At 71.0% G+C, this 18,959-nt stretch carries 16 protein-coding genes and 1 pseudogene; 11 read left to right on the forward strand and 6 right to left on the reverse strand.

The genetic code is table 11. The features are described 5' to 3' along the window. Positions 1-606: pseudogene (locus tag ACRDSK_RS10895) on the forward strand (hypothetical protein); the annotation flags it as partial. Between the two features lie 60 nt (positions 607-666). Further along, on the forward strand, positions 667-1,776 hold the full coding sequence (locus tag ACRDSK_RS10900; RefSeq protein ID WP_431440055.1) for a hypothetical protein: 1,110 nt from the start codon (positions 667-669) through the stop codon (positions 1,774-1,776). Here ACRDSK_RS10900 and ACRDSK_RS10905 read toward each other — a convergent pair. Next, positions 1,761-3,122, reverse strand: a complete 1,362-nt coding sequence (locus ACRDSK_RS10905; RefSeq protein ID WP_431440057.1) for an FAD-binding protein — start codon at positions 3,120-3,122, stop codon at positions 1,761-1,763. The genes ACRDSK_RS10900 and ACRDSK_RS10905 overlap by 16 nt on opposite strands. Positions 3,123-3,157: 35 nt before the next feature. On the opposite strand from ACRDSK_RS10905, the gene ACRDSK_RS10910 reads away from it, so the two are divergent. Further along, positions 3,158-3,739 carry a cysteine hydrolase family protein gene (locus tag ACRDSK_RS10910; protein ID WP_431440059.1) on the forward strand — a complete coding sequence of 194 codons (582 nt, stop codon included), beginning with the start codon at positions 3,158-3,160 and terminating at the stop codon, positions 3,737-3,739. 14 nt (positions 3,740-3,753) lie between these two features. Here the strand turns inward: ACRDSK_RS10910 and ACRDSK_RS10915 are convergent, their stop codons facing one another. The 5 genes from ACRDSK_RS10915 to ACRDSK_RS10935 form a co-directional block, all read right to left on the reverse strand. Further along, positions 3,754-4,944, reverse strand: a complete 1,191-nt coding sequence (locus ACRDSK_RS10915; RefSeq protein WP_431440061.1) for a pyridoxal phosphate-dependent aminotransferase — start codon at positions 4,942-4,944, stop codon at positions 3,754-3,756. A 1-nt stretch (position 4,945) separates the two neighbouring features. Then, positions 4,946-6,790 carry an FAD/NAD(P)-binding protein gene (locus ACRDSK_RS10920; RefSeq protein ID WP_431440062.1) on the reverse strand — a complete coding sequence of 615 codons (1,845 nt, stop codon included), beginning with the start codon at positions 6,788-6,790 and terminating at the stop codon, positions 4,946-4,948. 78 nt (positions 6,791-6,868) lie between these two features. Continuing rightward, entirely contained in the window at positions 6,869-7,876 is a 1,008-nt protein-coding gene (locus ACRDSK_RS10925; RefSeq protein WP_431440064.1) for a TauD/TfdA family dioxygenase, read from the reverse strand. Between the two features lie 51 nt (positions 7,877-7,927). Next, positions 7,928-8,356, reverse strand: coding sequence for a roadblock/LC7 domain-containing protein (locus ACRDSK_RS10930; protein WP_431440066.1), 429 nt, complete (start codon positions 8,354-8,356; stop codon positions 7,928-7,930). Continuing rightward, complete coding sequence (locus tag ACRDSK_RS10935) at positions 8,353-11,067, reverse strand: nitrate- and nitrite sensing domain-containing protein (RefSeq protein WP_431440068.1); 2,715 nt, start codon at positions 11,065-11,067, stop codon at positions 8,353-8,355. The genes ACRDSK_RS10930 and ACRDSK_RS10935 overlap by 4 nt, the downstream gene beginning before the upstream one ends. A 497-nt stretch (positions 11,068-11,564) precedes the next feature. Here ACRDSK_RS10935 and ACRDSK_RS10940 point away from each other — a divergent pair, with 497 nt between their 5' ends. The 8 genes from ACRDSK_RS10940 (at position 11,565) to ACRDSK_RS10975 (ending at position 18,941) form a co-directional block, all read left to right on the forward strand. Then, positions 11,565-12,575 (forward strand): ABC transporter substrate-binding protein, encoded by a 1,011-nt coding sequence (locus ACRDSK_RS10940; protein WP_431440070.1) that lies wholly within the window; start codon positions 11,565-11,567, stop codon positions 12,573-12,575. A gap of 8 nt (positions 12,576-12,583) precedes the next feature. Beyond that, positions 12,584-13,354: an ABC transporter permease gene (locus ACRDSK_RS10945; protein WP_431440073.1), complete on the forward strand. Its 771-nt coding sequence runs from the start codon at positions 12,584-12,586 to the stop codon at positions 13,352-13,354. Then, positions 13,351-14,145, forward strand: a complete 795-nt coding sequence (locus ACRDSK_RS10950; protein ID WP_431440075.1) for an ABC transporter permease — start codon at positions 13,351-13,353, stop codon at positions 14,143-14,145. Before ACRDSK_RS10945 ends, ACRDSK_RS10950 begins: the two co-directional genes overlap by 4 nt. A gap of 63 nt (positions 14,146-14,208) precedes the next feature. Then, complete coding sequence (locus ACRDSK_RS10955) at positions 14,209-15,408, forward strand: LeuA family protein (RefSeq protein WP_431440076.1); 1,200 nt, start codon at positions 14,209-14,211, stop codon at positions 15,406-15,408. Continuing rightward, positions 15,405-16,670 (forward strand): 3-isopropylmalate dehydratase large subunit, encoded by a 1,266-nt coding sequence (locus ACRDSK_RS10960; RefSeq protein WP_431440077.1) that lies wholly within the window; start codon positions 15,405-15,407, stop codon positions 16,668-16,670. Before ACRDSK_RS10955 ends, ACRDSK_RS10960 begins: the two co-directional genes overlap by 4 nt. Next, a complete protein-coding gene (locus ACRDSK_RS10965) occupies positions 16,667-17,188 on the forward strand; it encodes a 3-isopropylmalate dehydratase (RefSeq protein ID WP_431440079.1) in 522 nt (173 codons plus the stop codon). Before ACRDSK_RS10960 ends, ACRDSK_RS10965 begins: the two co-directional genes overlap by 4 nt. A 12-nt stretch (positions 17,189-17,200) precedes the next feature. Beyond that, a complete protein-coding gene (locus ACRDSK_RS10970) occupies positions 17,201-18,067 on the forward strand; it encodes an alpha/beta fold hydrolase (RefSeq protein WP_431440081.1) in 867 nt (288 codons plus the stop codon). A gap of 10 nt (positions 18,068-18,077) precedes the next feature. Continuing rightward, positions 18,078-18,941, forward strand: coding sequence for an NAD(P)-dependent oxidoreductase (locus ACRDSK_RS10975; RefSeq protein ID WP_431440084.1), 864 nt, complete (start codon positions 18,078-18,080; stop codon positions 18,939-18,941). Positions 18,942-18,959 lie beyond the last annotated feature (18 nt).

Genomic DNA, 18,959 nt, shown 5'->3' on the forward strand with positions numbered 1-18,959 from the left:
GGCCCGCCGTCCGAGCCGGCGCCCGCCGAGGAGCGGCCGCACCGCCGCCGCGCCGCGGTCCTGCTCGCGCTGGTCTGCGTGCTGGTGGCGGTGACCACGACGCTGGTCGTGCTCAGCCAGGAAGACGGTCGCCAGACCGCCGGCAACGCGGTGTCGACGACTTCCGCCACCCCGCGCCAGGCCGAGTCACCCGCACCCTCCCCCACGGAGCCCACCAGCACCGCGTCGAAGACGAAGGCGACGAAGAACGCGCCGCCGGCCAAGAAACCTCGCCGTGCCTCGCTACCGGCCAAGCCGGCCGCCGCCGTCAGCGGCTACTACGCACTGATGCCCGGCAACCAGGCCGAGGGCTGGCGGCGGCTCACCGCGAAGTTCCAGCAGAGCCCCGCCGGCGGCCTGGCCGGCTACCGCCGCTTCTGGAACTCGGTCAGCTCGGTGCGCGCCGCCGGGATCTCCGCCCGTGGCGCGGTGGTCCAGGCGACGGTCAACTACTCGTTCAAGGACGGCCGGAAGATCCGCGAGCAGCACCGCTACGTGCTGGTGAACCGCGACGGCCGCTGGCTGATCGACACGGTGAACGTGCTCAGCAGCTCGAACTCACCGTAATGAGTCGTCCCACCACGCCGATTCTCTGGCCAGACACCGCCTACGCGTGTGGAGGCCGTTGTGGTCCACGATCATGCCGCCCGCTCGACGCTCCAGGTCGTACAGGCGGGACGCGACCTTCGCGACGCGCTCGGCGACCCTGACCGACTCGCGGAGGCGGCGCAGCGGCTCGCCGACACCGCGGAGACCACCATCGCCCGACTCGACCGAGTCGCCGTCACGAGTGTGGTGCCGGGAGTCGGCCAGGTGCCGGCGGACGCGACCGAGCTGCTCGCCGCGACGCTGAGCCAGCTGGGCGTCGCCGGCACGATGTTCGCGGCGAGCGACGCGGTCGGCGAGCAGGGGCCCGCCGAGCCGAGTGCGCTGGACGAACCGCTGCGCCGCCTCGACGCGACGGTCTCGCTGCTGATCCGGCCGGTGCCGCCCACCCCGCTGGGCATCGCGGCGGCCGCGCGGTCCGCGTCGGTGCCGGAAGCCGTGGCGGCGCTGGAGAAGCAGCTCGCCCGCACGGTCGACGACATCGTCGCCCGGTCGACCAAGGTGATCGGCGGCTCGCTGACCGGCATCCACGACCGCGGGCCGCAGGCGGTCCGCGAGGCGTGGGACATGATCAACGAAAAGCTGCACCTGGACCAGATCGGCGGCAAGCTCGCGAAGCTGGGCCTGCGCGCGTTCCGCGCCGCGCTCGCGATGCTGTCCCGGATCGTGCCCGCCGCCTGGCTGACCGAGGTCCGCGAGCGGGTCGACCGGCTCATCGCCTCCGTGGACAAGGGCGGGCCCGGCAAGGCCGTGGTCGGCATCGTCCTCGGCGCGGACGCGCTCGCCGAGCCGACCCGTCTCGATCAGTCCACTCTGGACACCGAACGGCTCGACAAGGCCACCGCCGACCTCGCCGAGCTCGCCGCGAAGTACGGCAGGCTGATGGACCTCTGCGGCGGCGTCGCCACGGCCGTCGGGCTCGCCGCGAAGCTCACCGTCGTGCTGCGGCTCGCGGTGCCCCAGCTCGGGATCCTCATCATGGCCGCGCACGTGCTCGTGGTCGGCGGCGTGGTGACCCTCGGCCGCGACCACATCGACGCCGGCGTCGACTCGGACGCCGACCCCGACGACGGCCGCGGCTTGGTCCGCGGCGTGCGCTCGATCGTGGCCGCCGCTCAGAAGATCCCGTAGCCGGGAGTCAGCACCTCGTCCGGGTCGTACTTGCGCTTCGCGGCCGCCAGCTGGTCGTAGACCGGGCCGAAGTGCTCGCGCCACTCGTCCTTGCTGAGCGGGAAGGCACTCACCGGATAGAGCACGCCGCCGGCCGCCTTGACCCGCTCGTACATCGCCTTGTTGGCCGCCACCAGCCGCTGGGCGTTGTCGGCGTCGTCCGTGGTCGGCACGCGGACCAGGTTGAACGCGTGGCACAGCTCGTCCGCGGGCAGCCGCAGCAGCGGAGTGTCGATCGCCCCCGTGCGGATCGGCGACAGCACGACCTGGCCGAACTGGCCCAGGTCCACCGGCGGGTCGAGCCGGTCGAGCTCGGCGCCGACCACAGCCTCCGCCTCGGAGTCGCCGATGAACGTGGTGAGCCAGGGGTGCGGGTGGAACCACTGCCCGTTCTTGCGCAGCAGCTTCTCCAGCATGGACAGGCGGTTGAGGTAGTCGAAATAGGACAGTGTGTCGGGCTGACGCTTCGCCGGGTCGTCGGACAGGCCGGCGAGCAGGTCCTCGTCGGCCGGCGCGTCGCCGGTGAAGTACTTCGCCACGTCCAACCGGTACGCCAGCCCACCGCCCGGCGGTGGCATGACCGCGCCCTGCACCACGTCGAACCGCTCGGCGTCGGCGGACAGCAGCCGGGCGTCCGTCAGCATCGTGGCCAGGTCCGGGTAGAACAGCAGGATCCGCCGCACCGACTCCGGCGCCGGCACGAGCGCCAGCGTCGCCCGGGTGATCACCCCGGCCTGCCCGAAGCCGGCCCGCATCGCGTCGAACAGGTCGGCGTTCTGCTCCGGCGAACAGGTGACGATGGTGCCCTCGCCGGTGACCACGTCCATCTCTAGCACGGTGTCGGACTGCAGCCCGTACCGCGACGTCGTGCCGCCCACACCGCCCACCACGATCGTGCCGCCCACCGACAGCTCGAGGTACTCGGTGAGCACCGGTGGCGTACGGCGCTCCGGCAGCGTCGCGGCGAGCACCTCGCTCCACTTCACGCCCGCGTCCACTTCGACGCGGTCGTCCCGGATACTCCCGATGGAGTTGCGCGCCGACATGTCCGCGACGATGCCGTCCTGCACCTGGGACCGGCCGAACACCGCGTGGCGCTGCCCCTGCGGTGCGAACCCGCGCCCCCGCTGCGCCGCCCACCGGATGGTCGCGGCCACGTCGTCGTCGGATCCCGGCAGCAGCACGGCCTCCGGAACCCGGTGCACGACGTGCCCGAAGTCCGCCGCGGCGGCTTCCCTGCGCTCTTGGTCGAACTCGAGCGAGCCGTCGAGCGGCGGCGGTGGCACGTCTCGAGGATTGGCGTCCATCGAGTGTCTCCTTAGGTGCGGATAGGCTCAGGACCGTGAACTCTGCACTGCTGATCCTGGACATGATCAACGCTCTCGTCCACCCGGACGGGAAGCAGGGCCGGGAAGGGTTCGCGGAGCAGGTCGCGAAGCGCAACGTGCTGCCCAACACCGCGACCGCGATCGAGCGGGCTCGCGGCGCCGGCATCCCGGTCATCTACGTGGTGATCGGCTTCTCGCCGGGGTTCGCGGACTTCCCGCCCCGCTCGCCGCTGTTCAACGACGCCGTCGAGGACCGACCGAAGGTCGACTCGTGGGAGATCCGGGTGCACGACGACCTGCGCCCGGCGCCCGAGGAGTCCATAGTGGTCAAACGCCGGGTGAGCCCGTTCTACGCCACCCACCTCGACCTGTTGCTGCGCAAGCAGAACATCGAAACGCTGCTGCTCGCCGGCGTGTCCACCGACCTGGTCGTGCTCTCCGCCGCGCGCGACGCACACGACCGCGACTATCGGGTCGAGATCCTGGCGGACGCCACCGCGGCGCGCACCAAGCGGACGCACGACGCGGCGATGGCGCTGATCGGCTCCACCGCGCTCGTCACCACGGTGGACAAGGCCCTGCCGGACCGTGTCTGAGCCGACCGCCGCGGTCATGAGCCCGACAGCGCCTCGGCGATCCGGTCCAGGGCCGCGGTGAGCACGGTGGTCGGCACCGAGAAGGACAGCCGGATGTGCCCCTCCCCGCCGGGCCCGAACGCGGGGCCGGGCACCGTCGCCACCCCCGCCCCGCGCAGCAGCCACTCGGCGAACTCCACCGAGCCGCCCCGGTTCGCGCCGCGGATGTCCGGGAAGACGTAGAACGTGCCGTCCGGCGCCGGGCAGGAGATCCCGCCGAGACCGTCCAATGCGGACACCACGAGGTCGCGGCGCCGGCCGTACTCGGTCACCATCGACGCCACGTCCTCGTCCGCCCCGCCGAACGCGACAAGGGCCGCGTGCTGCACGAACGAGGTGGCGCAGCTGACCGTCTGCTCCGACACCGCCAACGCGACCGCCATCAGGTCCGGCGGGCCGGCCAGATAGCCCAGCCGCCAGCCGGTCATCGCGTGGCTCTTGGACAGGCCGTTCACGGTCAGCGTGCGGTCGGCGCACTCGGGCCGGGCCCCGATGCTGCGGTGCGGGCCGGCGCCGAACCGGATGACCTCGTAGATCTCGTCGGTGATCACCAACAGGTCGTGCTCGGCCGCGAACTCCGCGAGGACGTCGAGCTCCTCGCCGTCCAGCAACCGGCCGGTCGGGTTGTTCGGGGTGTTGACCAGCACGGCCTTGGTCCGCTCGGTCAGGCAGCCCCTCAGCACGTCGGTGGTCAGCCGGAACCCGGCCGCGCCATCCAGCTCCGCCGGCACCGCCCGCGCCCCGACCAGGTGCGCCATCGCCCGGTAGCTGACCCAGCCCGGCGACGGCACGATGATCTCGTCGCCCGGGTCGAGGATCGTCATCATGGCGACGAACAGCGCGTGCTTGGCCGACGGTGTGACCACGACCCCGTCGACCGGGTCGACATGGACCGCGTTGTCCGTGGCGAGCTTCTTCGCGATCGCGGCGCGCAGCTCCGCCAGGCCCCGGCCGACGGTGTAGTGGGTGTGCCCCGCCCGCAGCGCCGCGATCGCCGCGTCGGTGACCGCGTCCGGCGTCGACATGTCCGGCTCGCCCTTGGTGAGGTCGACGATGGTCCGACCCTCGCCGCGCAGCTCCTCGATCACGTCGTGCACCGCGATCGTGGCCGGCCGCTCGAGACCGCTGAACCGGGCCGCCGTGCGCGACCGCGTCGGGGCGCCCATCTCAGCCACCTTCCTTGAGCACGTGGGCCGCGATCGCGTCGCCGTCGTGCACGAAGTCGCCCCACATGCCGGGTCGATTGCTGCCCACCTGCATGAACCAGCGGGTGTGCTCGGTCGGGATGCCCACCACGTAGAGCCCCTCGTCCGGCTCGCCGCCGCGGCCGATCGGGTGGTACGGGCTGGTGGTGACCGCGACGCCGCCGGTCGCGAACGACTCCGGCCCCTCGCCGTTGACGTAGCCGGTCCAGATGCCGCGCTCGCGCAGCCGCCGGGTGAGCGAGCTGCGGTCCCGGGCCAGGTTCGGGTCCGGCACGCGGGCGTCGACGACCACGTCGACGTGCTCGTGCGCGCCGGGCACCTGCGGAGAGCACACGCTGAACCGGCGGGCGAGCCGGTCCGGCCGGAAGACCGCCCGCGGCCCGATGATCCGCAGCACGCCGCTCTCCAACAGGGCCAGCACCTGCCGCAGCCGCACCGAGGGCGGGCCGGCCGCGAGGAACGCGCACCGCGCCGCGTACCAGCCGACGAAGTCCCGCCGGTGCGAGATCGGGTTGAACCCGGAGAAGTCGGCCATCTTCATGATCGGCCCACGGCAGTCGCGCAGCACGTCCAGCGCCGCCTTGAGCGGGGAGTCGACGTTGCCGTTCGCCGACTCCGCCAGGTCCTTGGTGACCGCGGTCCGCAACGCCTCGTCGAACTCCGTCCGGTCGGCGAAGGTACGGCCGGCGAACGGGAGCGCCAGCTCGTCGAGGTCCAGCGGCGGCACGCCCGCGAGGCCGTGGGCCGCCGCCACGGCGGCCACGTCCGGCACCACGGCGCCCTCCGCCGCGCGGGTCACGGCCGCGACGAACTCCTCCGCCGCGGCCGTGCTGGCGTCGCGGCGCAGCAGCGTGGCGTAGTAGACGAGGTTGACCTCGCTGATGAGCCACGGGTACACGTCGGCCAGGAAGTCCAGCGGTCCGGTCGGCGTCGCGCTGCGGATGTTGCCCGGGGTGAACAGCCGCGGGCGGTAGGCGTGCCGCGGCGGCTTCTGGTTGCGGCCACGGGCCGGGACCGGCATCCCGCTGCGCGACCCGGCGATGATCAGCGGCTCGGTGCCGCTGGGGATGTAGCGCAGCCCGCCGTCGTCGGTGGTGTCGAACTTGCCGCCGCGGCCCAGCGTCAGCGCGGCCATCACGTCGTAGAACGAGAGCCCGAGGCCGATGACGCCGACCGGCGTGTCCGGCGGGATGTCGTCCAGCGGCATGTCGGCCGGCGACTCGCCGCCGAGATAGCGCAGCCCCGGCCGGCCGACGGCGAACTCGGCCAGCTCGAGCTCGCGGCCCACCGGTTCCACTGTGGAGTGTCCGGTGGTGAGCACGACCTGGTCGGCGAGGAACGCCTCGCCGGTGGACAGCGTCAGCCGGTACCCGTCGCCGGCGCGGGTCACGTCGTCGACGTACGCGCGCCTGCGGACGAGCAGCACGTGGTCGGGCAGATTGGCCTCGACGGCGTCGAGCAGGAACCGGGTGTAGCGGCCGTACTCGGCCCGCGGCGCGTACCCGTCCGGCGAGGCGTTCTCCGGGTCCCGCTCGCGCCACCACTCGTACAGCGAGGGGCCGGAGCCGGCCCGGGTCGGGCCCTCGTCGGGCACGCCCGAGAACGCCGACACCATGCCGGCCACCGTGTTCATCAGGAACCAGTCCGGCTGGTCGGTGCGGTAGATCCGCCCGGCGCCGACCTCGACCGCGTCGATCAGGTTGATCTCGATCGGCCGGCCGGAGTCCTCCTCCGCCAGTCGTGCGGCCAGCCGCTCGACGACGATCAGCCCGCGCGGCCCGCTGCCCACGACCGCGACACGCCTCACGACAGCCCCTCGCAGGCTCCGTGCTGCCGCTCGCGGTCACCCTGTGTCATCGGTTCGCTCCGCAAGCTCCGCTCACGATCAGTCGCCTACCCGACCCGGCACCCCGTCCAGCCACCGGTCCGCGAACCGGTCGGCCGCCGGGCGGTCGCGGAACGCGTAGGTCTTCATCAGCCAGCGCGTGCGTGCCCGCGCCGGGTCGTTGATCTCGATGTGCTCGCGACTGTGCAGCCCGTCCTGGTTGGCGAAGGTGAACAGGTCGCCGCTGAGGATGCGGTGGCGGGCCTTCGGCGCGCGGACCAACGCGTTCTTCAACGCGATGAGCGCGTCCTTCGCCTCGGTCGGGGCGTCCGGCGCGACCGTCGTGTGCGTGTCGACGTACCGGACGCTGTGCTCGTCGTAGAAGATCGAGTGGTTGTCCGAGACGGTCAGGCTCTTGTTGTTGTCCTTGGACACCACGTCGAACGGGGTGTAGAAGTACCGCTCCCGCAACAGTTCCCGCTCCTGCCCGGTGAGCATCTCGAGCAGCGTGGCCCCGGACACGAAGCTCGTGTACGTCAGGTCGCCCTCGGGGCAGCGCATGCCGAGCAGGGTGATGTAGTCGGCACGCACCGGGTGGGCCGTGCGGTCGTTGTGGTACGCCAGCTCGCCGTCGCTGTAGCCGGTCTGCTTGCCGATGTACTTGTTGATCGCGATGACGTCGATGAAGAAGTCGCCGTTGAACCGGGTCCCGTAGGACATCAACGGCGTGTTCACCAGGTGGCCGAACAGCTGCAGGAACGCCTCGGAGACGAAGGTGTGCTTCTTGGCGTACTTGTCCGCGAGCGGATCCTCCTGGTCGAGCAGCGGGACGACGTCGTCGACCGGGCAGTTGCGCAGCGCGTGCGCGAAGGCGGTGCCGGACTCGCGATCCTTGCGGATACCGTCGGCCGCGTCGACCAGCGCCGCGGGCACGTCGCCGCGGTCGAGCACGTCCGCGATCTCCTGGGAGAACGCGATCGGGTCGCGGTAGGGATGCGTGCCGACGGCCCCGAGCACAGTCCTCAGGTCGTCGCGCTCGGCGTCGGTGAAAACGTGGGAGGGCAGCATGCCGTTCTCTTTCTCGCTCGTTGCCTCTGCGTGGTCACCACACCGTCGTGGCTAGGAGTTTCCTCCCGCGCGAGACGCGAGACCGCGGGCCGCGCGGAGCTCGGGAGTCAGTCGCTCGCCGACCTGGTCCACGAGCGAGGACATCTCGTAGGCGAGCAGGCCCATCTCGCATTCGGGCGCGGCCAGCACCGCCAGGCTGGAGCCGAGGCCCATCGTCATCATGAACAGATAGCCCCCCTCCATCTCGACGCACGTCTGGACGACGCTGCCCGCGTCGAAGGTCCTGGCCGCCGCCTCGCTGAGGCTCGCGAGCCCGGAGGCGACCGCGGCGAGCTGGTCCGCGTTCGCCGGTGGGAGCGTGGACGAGCGGGCGAGCAGAATCCCGTCCGCCGAGACCACGACCGTGTGTGCGACGTCAGCGACGCGCACCACGAAGTCGTCGAGGAACCATCCGAGGTCGTCCTGCCGGGCGAATGTCATCGCGCCTCCCCTGGTGGCTGGCCGTTCGGTGCCTGCCGGGGTTCGTTGCGGGCCCTCGCGAGACCCTGCTGGAAGCCGGAGAGCCGGGCGCGAACCCGTTCCGCCGCCTGCTGCGGTGCCGGCTGCTCCGCGGTGGCGCCGTTGCCACCGTTGGCCCCGCTGTCCGCGTGGCCCAAACGGCTTTCGCCCGCCGACCCGGGCACCAGGTGCGTGCCCGGCTGCCGACGCGGCAGGGAGCCGGTGTCGCTGACCCTGGTGTGCTGGGTGGTCTCGCCGAGCTTGCGCCGCACGGCGCTCCACCCGTCCTCGCCCGTCGTGGACCAGTTCAGTGTGGACGACTGCGGCAGCTTCGAGTCGGCGCCGTTGCCGCCATTGCCGCCATTGCCGCCGTTGCCGGCGTTGCCGTTGCCGTGCCCGTCTCCGCCGGCCCCGTTGTCGCCGCCCCCGGCGTTCGCCGGCACGCTGCGCTGGAACCACGCGGACCGGCTGTCCCGGGCGGCGTGCGCGGGCTGCGACTGTGTCGGATCCACGGCCGGCTGCGACCCGGTCCGCGGCCCGGTCACGGGTCCCGTGCGGGGTCCGGTCTGAGATCCGGTCGGGGGCCCGCCGCGGACCGCCGGCTGCTGCCCGGTCTGTGCTCCCGTCCGGGGACCGGTCTGCGGTCCCGTCTGTGGCCCGGTGGCCGGCCCGGTCGGTGGTCCCGATCGGACACCGGTGTGCGGACCGGTCAGCGGGCCGGCACGGGTGACGGCCTGCGGTCCGGTGACGACCATGGTCTGGCCCGTGTGGCCGTACGCGTCGGTCGGACCGGTGATCGCCGCGGGCACCGGAGAGGTGAGCCCGTCGACCGGGCCGTCGCCGGTCAGCGCCTTCGGCAGGATGAGCACCGCGGACGTGCCCGAGTTGAACTCGCCGTGCAGGCGGACCCGGATGCCGTGCCGCTTGGCCAGCCGCGAGACCACATACAGGCCCATCCGGCGGGACACCGCGAGGTCGAACGGCGGCGGGTCGGTCAGGCGCCTGTTGATGTCCACGAGCTCGTCGTCGGACAGGCCGAGGCCCTGGTCGGAGATCTGCACCGCGAGCTCACCGGAGCGGACGTGTGCCGAGGAGACTGTGACCTCGGTGTCCGTGGCGGAGAACTTCGTCGCGTTGTCCAGCAGCTCGGCCATCAGGTGCACGATGTCGTTGACCACGCGGCCCTGGACCACGGTGTCCGGGCCGGCCTTGACGACGACGCGCGCGTAGTTCTCGATCTCCGACTGTGCGGCGGCGATCACCTCGTTGATCGGCACCGGCCGCGACGATCGCCGGGCGACCCCGATGCCGGAGAGGATGAGCAGGTTCTCGCTGTTGCGGCGCATCCGGGCGGCCAGGTGGTCGAGCACGAAGAACCGGGCGAGCTGGTCGGGGTCCTGCTCGGACTGCTCGAGCTTGTCCAGCTCGGACAGCTGGCGCTCGACGAGCGCCTGGCTGCGCCGGGACAGGTTGACGAACATGTCGTTGACGTTGTCGCGCAGCACGGCCTGCTCGGTCGCCAGTCGGACCGCTCGCTCGTGCACCACGTCGAACGACCGGGCCACCTGGCCGATCTCCTCGCTGGTGTCCACCGGCATCGGGGCGACCGCGTTCTTGGCCGCCTCCACCGGGTTCGGGTCCTGGAGGATGCGGTCGATCGTCTTCGGCAGCGTGGTGTTGGCCACCTTGAGTGCCCCGCGCCGCAGCCGGCGCAGCGGGTTGACCAGCGACTGTGCCATCGCGAGCATCAGCACCATCGCGACGAGCATGGCGGCGACCACGATGATCGCGACCTGCCAGGCCGTCACGGTCGCCGCGTTGGCCAGACCGGCCGCCTGGGACCGCAGTGAGGCGACCAGGTTCGTCTCGACGCCGCGCAGCTTGTTGTTGGCGGCGGTGCTGGTGTCCTTCAGCGTGCCCAGGTCGATGTCGAGCGGCGCCGTCGGGTCCGCGCCGATCAGCGCCGTCTGCGCGAAGCCGCGCCGCCGGTCGACCTCGGCGCCGCTGTAGCCGTCGTTGTACTGCTGCTGCTCGTCCGGTGTGGCCACCGCGAAGAAGTCGGCGACCGACGAGTCGAAGCCCGCCGAGGCGGCCGCCGCCTGGTTCTGCACGCTGGCGGCGCGGAAGCTGTTGCGCACGGCGGACACCATGAGCAGCGCGTCCAGCTGGGACGCGCGTTCCTTGGCCTGGCCGATGGTCTGCACCGCGGCGGACAGTCGCGAGGGCGACTGCCCGGTGTCATTGCCCGCGGTGGTGATCTCGCGACCCAGCTGGACCAGCGGGTCGATCACCGAGTTGTACGCGGACAGCACGGCGAGGTCGGGGTAGGTCGAGGAGCCGGCGAGGTTCCGAAGTGGAGTCAGCTGGCCGAGCTGGTTGAACGCATAGTTGTAGCGCGACTTGCTGTCCGCGTCCGGGAGCTCCAGGCTGCCGATCTTGTCGCTCAGCTCGGTGATCGAGGCGTCGGTCTGCCGGTACTTGCCCTGGACGTCCTCGTTGTTCGCGATGGACCCGTCGGCGACGGCCGAGGCCACGAGGCTGCGTTCACCCTGCAGCTGGTGGACGACCTCGGTGATCAGCATCGAGGCGTCGACCTGGCTGACGATGCGGTTGTAGTCCGCGGCATCGGACAGTTCGGCCTGGATACGCAGGCCGGCGAAGGCGATGGCGGTGAGCGCAGGAACCAGCACCACCGCGGTCATCTTGGTCCGCAACCGCCAGTTTCGCGGCTGCCACCTCGAGTCGGACTTACCGAGCACTCGCGATGCCCGGCGCCTGCCCTTCGAGTTGTGGGCGTCCCCAGCGTCGCGACCAGACATTAGACACTGCCTCCACCGGGCGACCAGTGTCCTTCACGCGGCAAGGCGCGCATGAGCAAACCACCCCGACTCCATCACTACCGATAGGTAGGCCAAAAGTTAGTCGAGGATCGTTCGGATGTCAGCGTCGAAGGGGGTCATTGGGGCTGCACGGACGCCATAATTCAGATGATCTTCACCTCTTCGGCGCAGATTTGCGCCAAACGGCCTACATCCATCGCCGCGTGTTGTCAAAACGTCGCTTTGGGCTAGTCTCGGCCGAGGTCCGGGCATCCGGTTCCAAAGTCGCGCCGGCCCCCCGGTCCGTTACGGCCCACAGTAGAACACCCGTGGAATGGGGATGGAAGTTGACCCGGCGTAACCAAGCTCGCATGTTCGATCCCGGTCTCTGGCGCCGAATCCTCGTCGCATTCGCGACCGTGACGATGCTGCTCGGTACCGCCGGCTGCGGTCTGCTCGGCGGCTCCGACGAGGCCCAGAGCGACCCGAAGGCCAAGGTCGAGAAGGCCAAGATCAAGGTCGGCATCATCCCGTCCACGGACGTCGCACCGCTGTTCCTGGCCGTGGGCCAGGGCTTCTTCAAGGAGGAGGGGCTCGACGTCGAGCTCGTCACCCTCGGTGGCGGCGGCGAGGCGATGACCAGTTTGCTCGGTGGCGATGTGGACATCACGTTCGCGAGCTATCCGCTGCTCGTCCAAGCCCAGCAGAAGGGCAAGGGGAAGGTCAACGTCAAGATCGTCGCGGACGCCTCGGCCGCACAGCCCGAGGTCGCTGCCGTCGTGGTGAAGAGCGACTCCCCCTTGCGCAGCCCGAAGGACCTCGAGGGCAAGAAGATCGGCGTCTCGTCCACCGGCAGCATGGCCGACCTCGCCGTGATGTCCGGCATGAAGGCCGCCAAGGCGGACACCACCGGGATCCAGTGGAAGGTCATGAAGTTCCCGGACATGCTGCCGAAGCTGCAGACCGGTGAGCTCGACGCGGCGTTCCTGGTGGAGCCGTTCATCACGGTCGCGCAGGCTCAGCTCGGCGTGTGGACGGTGTTCCAGCCGCTGATCGGCCGCCTGGAAGGCATCGGCCTCAACGGTTACGCGGCGCTGGACAAGACCACCTCCGCCTACCCGGAGACGACCGCGGCGTTCCAGCGCGCTGTCCTCAAGGCACACCGCGCCGCCGCCACGCCGGCCGGCGAGGAGGCCATCCGCCAGGCCCTGATGGACAAGGCCAAGGTCAAGCCCGAGATCGCCCCGGTCCTGCACCTGCCGACCTATCCGCTGTCCACCGACCCGACCCGGCTGCAGCGCGTGCCGGACCTGATGCGCGAGTTCGGACTCATCAAGGAGCCCTTCGACGTCCGCCCGATGATCGTGAAGAGCAAGAGCTGAGCAGAGGCATGTGGGCGCTGGTGCTCCGGCTCTCCGGATTCACCGGAGCGCTGCTCGTCTGGGAGGCGGTCGGTCGGTCCGACATGTTCCTCGAGGGCTACTTCCCGCCTCCGTCCGAGGTCTTCCCGCAGGTCGCGTCGATGCTCGGCAACCAGCTGTTCCTACTGGACCTGCTGGCCACGACGCTGTCCGTCGCGATCGGACTCGGCATCGCCGCGGCGATCGCCATGCCGCTGGGCATGATCCTCGCCACCAGCACACTGCTGCGCACCGCCAGCCGGGCGGTGCTCGAGTTCCTGCGGCCGATCCCGCCGGTGGCGCTCGTGCCGCTGGCCGCGATCTGGATCGGCGGCGGTCCGGTCACCAAGATCGGCCTGGCGGTCTTCGCCTCGCTGTGGCCCATCCTCTACAACACGATGTACGCCGTGGCCGAGGTGGAGCCGCTGCTGGTGGCCACCGCGCGCTCGTGCGGCTACGGGCCGGTCCGGGTGTTGCTGCGCGTCGTGCTGCCGTCCGTGACGCCGTTCGCGCTGACCGGGGTCCGGCTCGCCACGCCGATCGCGCTGGCAGTCGTGATCAGCGTCGAGATGCTCACCGGCACCAGCGGCGGGCTCGGCGGAGCCGTCCTGGAGGCGGCGAGCGGAGTGACCAGAATGGACCAGGTGCTGGCGATCGTGATCATCGCCGGCGTGCTCGGGCTCAGCCTGCACCAGGGCCTGGAGCAGTTACAACGCCGCGGGTTCGGGTGGACGGTGGCCGCACGGGAGGCCACCAGATGAGAACCCTGCGGGGCTTCCTGGTTCGGTGGACCGCGTTCGCCGTGCTGTTGGTCGCCTGGCAGGTCGGGGCCACCGCGGTCGCGCACCCGTTCTTCCCCGCGCTGAGCGAGATCCTCGTCGCCGCTCGTCAGCTGTGGTTCTCCGGGCCGGCCGGCGACGCGTTCCTCACCGCCGCGGCCCACGACAACCTGGTCACGACCATCGGCCGGGTGCTCGGCGGCTGGGCACTGGCCGTGCTCATCGGCGTGGTCGTCGGCACCGTGTGCGGTCTGTCGAGGACGTTGCTCGCCGCCGTCGGGCCGCTGTTCGCGTTCTTCCGGTCGCTGCCGCTGCCCGCGCTCGTCCCGGTCTTCGTGCTGATCTGCACGCTGGGCACGCCGATGGTGCTGGCCGTCATCGTCTTCGGCGCGACGTGGGCGGTGCTGCTGAACACGGTGGACGGGGTCCGGTCGGTGGACGAGGTCAAGATCGACACGGCGCTGGCCTTCCGTGTCCCGTGGACGCACCGTCTCTTCGGGATCGTGCTGCCCGCGGCGCTGCCCAAGATCTTCGCGGGGCTGCGGGTCAGTCTTTCGCAAGCCCTGCTGTTGGCCGTGGTGGCCGAGCTCTTCGCCGCGAACGGCGGACTCGGCGACCAGTTGCGCGACGCCCGCAACAAGTTCGAGTTCGCCCAGATGTGGGCTGTCGTCGCGATGCTCGGAGTATTGGGTTACCTGTTCAACCTGATGTTGCTCGCGGTGGAGAAGAGGGCGCTCGGCTGGCATCACTCAGCCGGGCTTGCTTACCGGTAACGAGAAGGAAAAACGGGGTTCACAGTGGACACGATGGACGCACCAACAACGCCAGCAACGCCTATGCCCAAGGCGGTCGAGGTGATCGACTGCACGCTCCGCGACGGTGAGCAGACTCCGGGAGTCTGGTTCACCGTGCAGGAGAAGGTCCAGCTCGCCCTGCTGCTGGACCAGGCCGGCATCGGTGTGCTCGACGCCGGGTTCCCGGGCGCGTCGGCGGCGGACATGGACGCCATGCAGGAGATGCGCGACGCCGGCGTGCGGGCGAGCATCTGCGCGACCGCCCGCCCGGTGCACCAGGACATCGCCGCGGCCGTCAAGGCGAAGTCGGACGAAGTCTTCATGTTCATGCCCACCAGCGACCTGCGGCTGAAGGAGACCCTCGGCGTCACCCGCGACGACGCGGCGCGGATCATGCGCAGCGGCGTCGAGGACATCATCGAGCACGAGCTGGGCGTCAACGTCGTGTTCGAGGACGCCACCCGGGCCGACCCGAACTACATGATCAGACTGGTCAACGAGGTCTGCGCGCCGGGCACGGTCAACCGGCTGATCCTCGCCGACTCGGTCGGCTGCGGGCACCCGGCCAGCATGCGCACCCTCGTGCGCACGCTGCGCACGCAGCTCGACCCCGGCATCTCGCTCTGTACCCACGCGCACAACGACTACGGCCTGGCCACGGCGAACACGCTGGCCGCGATCGAGGCCGGCGCGCGCTCGATCAGCTGCACGGTCAACGGAATCGGCGAGCGAGCCGGCAACGCCGACCTCGCGGAGTGCCTCGCGGCGATGACCCACCTGCACTTCATCGAGCACGGCGTCGACGCGCTCAAGCTGCCCGAGCTCTCTCGCTTCGTCGAGCGGGCCAGCGGCATCCACATGAGCGCGACCAAGCCGGTCACCGGCTACAACGTCTACCGCCACGAGTCGGGCGTGCACGTGGACAGCATGCTCAAGGACACCCGCAGCTACGAGGTGCTGCCGCCGTCCTGGATCGGGTACGAGCGCGACTACGTGTTCGGCAAGCACAGCGGCGCGTCGCTCGTGCGGCACGTGCTCGGCCAGGCCAACCGCGAGGTGGACGACGCCATCGCGCGCCGGGTCGTGGACCGGGTGAAGAAGATGGTGTCGGAGAAGGACAAGGTTCGCCACGAGGAGGCGTTCGAGGCCAAGGAGGCCTTCACCGAGTCCGCGCTCGCCGGCGTGCCGCCCGAGCTGGTCATCGCCGAGTACGACCGGCTGGTCGCCGAGGACGCCGTATGACCGGGATGACCATCAGCGACAAGGTGATCGACGCGCACGCGATCGACGACGACGCGGCGCTCTACCGCCGGGTCCGGATCGACGCGGTGCTCGGTCACGACGCGACGACCGCGCTACTGATCGACGACTTCGAGCGACGTGGACTGTCCATCTGGGACAAGGAGAAGGTGCTCCTCACCAACGACCACTTCTCTCCCCCGTCGACGGCCGAGCACGCGGACATCTCCAACCGGTTCCTCGCGTTCGCGCGCGGGCAGGAGATGCCCAACCTCATGCTGGACCGCGGGATCTGCCACCAGCTGCTCGTCGAGCACAAGCTGTGCCAGGCGGGCGGGCTGATCGTCGGCGCGGACAGCCACACGATCATGGCCGGCGGCATCGGCGCCTGCGCCACCGGCATGGGCGCCACCGACATCCTGTTCACGCTGGCCACCGGCACGACGTGGATGCGCCGCCCGAGCACCATCGCGGTGCGCTTCCACGGCACGCTGCCCGAGCAGTCCGCCGGCCGCGACATCGTCCTGGAGCTGCTCCGCATCCTCGGTGAGGGCGGCGCGCAGTACCGGACGCTGGAGTTCCACGACGAGTCGCGCTCGCGGCTCTCGCAGGACGACCGGTTCGCGATCTCCAACATGGCGGTCGAGATCGGCGCGAAGTTCGGCGTGTTCGTGCCCGACGAGGTCACCGAGGCCTACTTCCTCAAGCGGGACGGGGAGTTCCTCGGCACGATGGTCCGCCCGGACGCGGACGCCGCCTACGAGCGGGTGATCGACATCGACCTCGACGCGCTCGACGCACGGGTCGCCAAGCCGTGGCAACCGAGCAACGTGGTGCCGCTGCGTGACCTGGAGCCGATCAAGATCACGTCGGCCTTCCTCGGCTCGTGCGCCAGCGGCCGGCTCGGCGACATCGAGGCGGCGGCGGACGAGCTCGCCGGCCAGCAGGTGCACCCCGAGGTGCGGTTCGTGGTCATCCCGGCGTCGATGGAGGTGTTCAAGAAGGCGCTCTCCGCCGGTCTCGTCGAGACGCTGACCGACGCCGGGGCGATCTTCAACCACTCCAGCTGCGGCGCGTGCGGCGGGATCGACAAGGGCGTGCTCGGCGCCGACGACGTGTGCGTGTCGAGCTCCAACCGCAACTTCCGCGGCCGGATGGGGCACTGGGACAGCCGCACGTACCTCGCGAGCCCGCGCACGGTGGCGCGGGCCGCGATGCGCGGCGAGCTCGCTCCCGACCTGTACCGCGACCTGGAGGTCCGATGACCGAGACGACCACCGCCGGCCGGCGGACGATCACCGGGCGGATCTGGCTGTTCGGCGACGACATGAACACCGACGTGATCCACCCGCCGTCGTTCTTCAGCCTCGACCCGGAGAAGGTCAAGCGGGGCCTGTTCCACGGCTACGACCCGGACATCCAGCCGAACATCCAGCCGGACGACATCATCGTCGGCGGGCGCAACTTCGGCTGCGGGTCGAGCCGGGAGACCTCGATCCGCGCGATCAAGCTCAACCAGATCGGTGCGGTCATCGCGGTCGACTTCGCCCGGATCTTCTTCCGCAACGCCACCAACAACGGGCTGCCCTGCCTCCCCTTGGCCGACCCCGCCGACCTGGCGAAGCTGACCGCGGGACAACGGATCACCGTCGACCCGTACGCGGCCACGCTGACCACCGAGGACGGCGAGACCGTGACGCTGGAGCCGCCGGGCGAGTTCGTGAGCGAGATCTGGGCCGCGGGCGGGCTGCTGCAGATGCTGCCCGGGAGCGCCAAGCAGTGACATGATCCGGGAATGCGTGAGCTCACCTTTCCCGGTCGTGACGGGCAGCGGATCGTCGCCTACCGGTGGGAACCCGAAGGGGCGCCCCGCGGCGTCGTCCAGCTGACCCACGGGATGGGCGAGCACGTCCGTCGCTACGACGCCCTCGCCGGTGCACTCACCGGCGAGGGCTTTCTCGTGGTCGGGCAGGACCATCGCGGGCACGGCGCGACCGCGGGGTCCGACGCCGAGCTCGGCATGCTCGGAGCGGACGGCTGGGCCGAGCTGGTGGCCGACATCGGGGTGCTGGCGGGCCGGACCCGGGCCGAGCACGCGGGCCTGCCCTACGCGCTCGTCGCCCACAGCATGGGTTCGTTCGCCGCGCAGCAGTTCCTGCTCGACCACAGCCACGACGTGACCGCCGTCGCGCTGACCGGCACCAGCGTGCTCGACCTCCTCGAGCCGGCGCTCGACCTCGACGCGCCGCTCGACCTGTCCGCGTTCAACGCGCCGTTCGCGCCCGCACGCACCGACTTCGACTGGCTCTCCCGCGACGAGGCGCAGGTCGACGCGTACGTCGCCGACCCTCGCTGCGGCTTCGGCATCGACCCGGCCGCCGGCAAGGCCATGTTCGCCGCCGCCCGCGCGGTGGCCGACCCGGCGCGGCTCGCGGCCATGCGCAAGGACCTGCCGATCTACGTGGCCGCCGGCGAACTAGACCCGGTGGGTGGACAGCTCGCGTTGGTCCACGCGCTCGTCGACCGCTACCGCACCGCCGGGCTCACCGACGTCACGCTGCGGACCTACCCGGACGCACGGCACGAGGTGTTCAACGAGACCAACCGCGCCGAGGTCGTCGCGGACCTGCTCGGCTGGCTGGATCGCGTCCTCGTGCGGTAGAACGGCGACCATGACGACGGTGGCCGTGCTCGGCACGGGAATCATGGGTGCCGGCATGGCCCGCAACCTCGTACGCGCCGGGTTCGCGGTGACGGTGTGGAACCGCAACGCCGACCGGGCCCGGCCGCTCGCCGAGGACGGCGCCGCGGTCGCGGACAGCCCGGGCGCCGCGGTGGCCGAGGCGGAGGTCGTGCTGACCATGCTGTTCGACGCCGGCGCGGTGGACGAGGTGATGGCGGCGGCGCTGCCGGCCGTGCGCCCCGACGCGCTCTGGGTGCAGTCGAGCACCGTCGGCGTCGAGGCCACCGAGCGGTACGCCGACCTCGCCGGGCGGCACGGGCTCGGGTTCGTCGACGCCCCGGTGCTGGGCACCCGTCAGCCCGCCGAGCAGGGCACGCTGACCGTCCTCGCCGCCGCGGCGCAGGCCGTGCGCGAGCGGGTCACCCCGGTGCTCGACGCGGTCGGCGCGCGCACCCTCTGGGTCGGCGAGCGGCCCGGCGACGGCCACCGGCTCAAGCTCGTCGCCAACGCGTGGGTCCTGTCGATCACCACCGCGACCGCGCAGAGCATCGCCTTGGCCGAGCAGCTCGGCCTCGACCCGGCGCGGTTCCTCGAGGTGATCTCCGGTGGCCCGACCGACAGCGCCTACGCGCAGCTCAAGGGCAAGAACATGATCACCGGCGAGCTCTCCCCCGCGTTCCCGCTCGCCGGCGCGGTGAAGGACGCCGGCCTCATCCTCGCCGCGATCCGCGCCTCCGGAGTGGACGACCGCCTCATGGGCGCCGTCCACGCGCTGCTCGACGCGGCGGCCGAGGCCGGGCACACCGACGAGGACATGGCCGCGGTCGTCCACGCCACCCGACCCGGTCGCTGACACCCGCGTGTAACGCTC

Source organism: Actinophytocola sp., assembly GCF_050699915.1.
GTDB lineage: Bacteria > Actinomycetota > Actinomycetes > Mycobacteriales > Pseudonocardiaceae > Actinophytocola.

Bases quoted from the DNA above. Each gene is read 5' to 3' on its own strand.
- ACRDSK_RS10905 (WP_431440057.1), bottom strand. From the start codon at position 3,122: ATGGACGCCAATCCTCGAGACGTGCCACCGCCGCCGCTCGACGGCTCG.
- ACRDSK_RS10915 (WP_431440061.1), bottom strand. From the start codon at position 4,944: ATGGGCGCCCCGACGCGGTCGCGCACGGCGGCCCGGTTCAGCGGTCTC.
- ACRDSK_RS10925 (WP_431440064.1), bottom strand. From the start codon at position 7,876: ATGCTGCCCTCCCACGTTTTCACCGACGCCGAGCGCGACGACCTGAGG.
- ACRDSK_RS10930 (WP_431440066.1), bottom strand. From the start codon at position 8,356: ATGACATTCGCCCGGCAGGACGACCTCGGATGGTTCCTCGACGACTTC.
- ACRDSK_RS10940 (WP_431440070.1), top strand. From the start codon at position 11,565: ATGTTCGATCCCGGTCTCTGGCGCCGAATCCTCGTCGCATTCGCGACC.
- ACRDSK_RS10945 (WP_431440073.1), top strand. From the start codon at position 12,584: ATGTGGGCGCTGGTGCTCCGGCTCTCCGGATTCACCGGAGCGCTGCTC.
- ACRDSK_RS10950 (WP_431440075.1), top strand. From the start codon at position 13,351: ATGAGAACCCTGCGGGGCTTCCTGGTTCGGTGGACCGCGTTCGCCGTG.
- ACRDSK_RS10955 (WP_431440076.1), top strand. From the start codon at position 14,209: ATGCCCAAGGCGGTCGAGGTGATCGACTGCACGCTCCGCGACGGTGAG.
- ACRDSK_RS10960 (WP_431440077.1), top strand. From the start codon at position 15,405: ATGACCGGGATGACCATCAGCGACAAGGTGATCGACGCGCACGCGATC.
- ACRDSK_RS10965 (WP_431440079.1), top strand. From the start codon at position 16,667: ATGACCGAGACGACCACCGCCGGCCGGCGGACGATCACCGGGCGGATC.
- ACRDSK_RS10970 (WP_431440081.1), top strand. From the start codon at position 17,201: ATGCGTGAGCTCACCTTTCCCGGTCGTGACGGGCAGCGGATCGTCGCC.
- ACRDSK_RS10975 (WP_431440084.1), top strand. From the start codon at position 18,078: ATGACGACGGTGGCCGTGCTCGGCACGGGAATCATGGGTGCCGGCATG.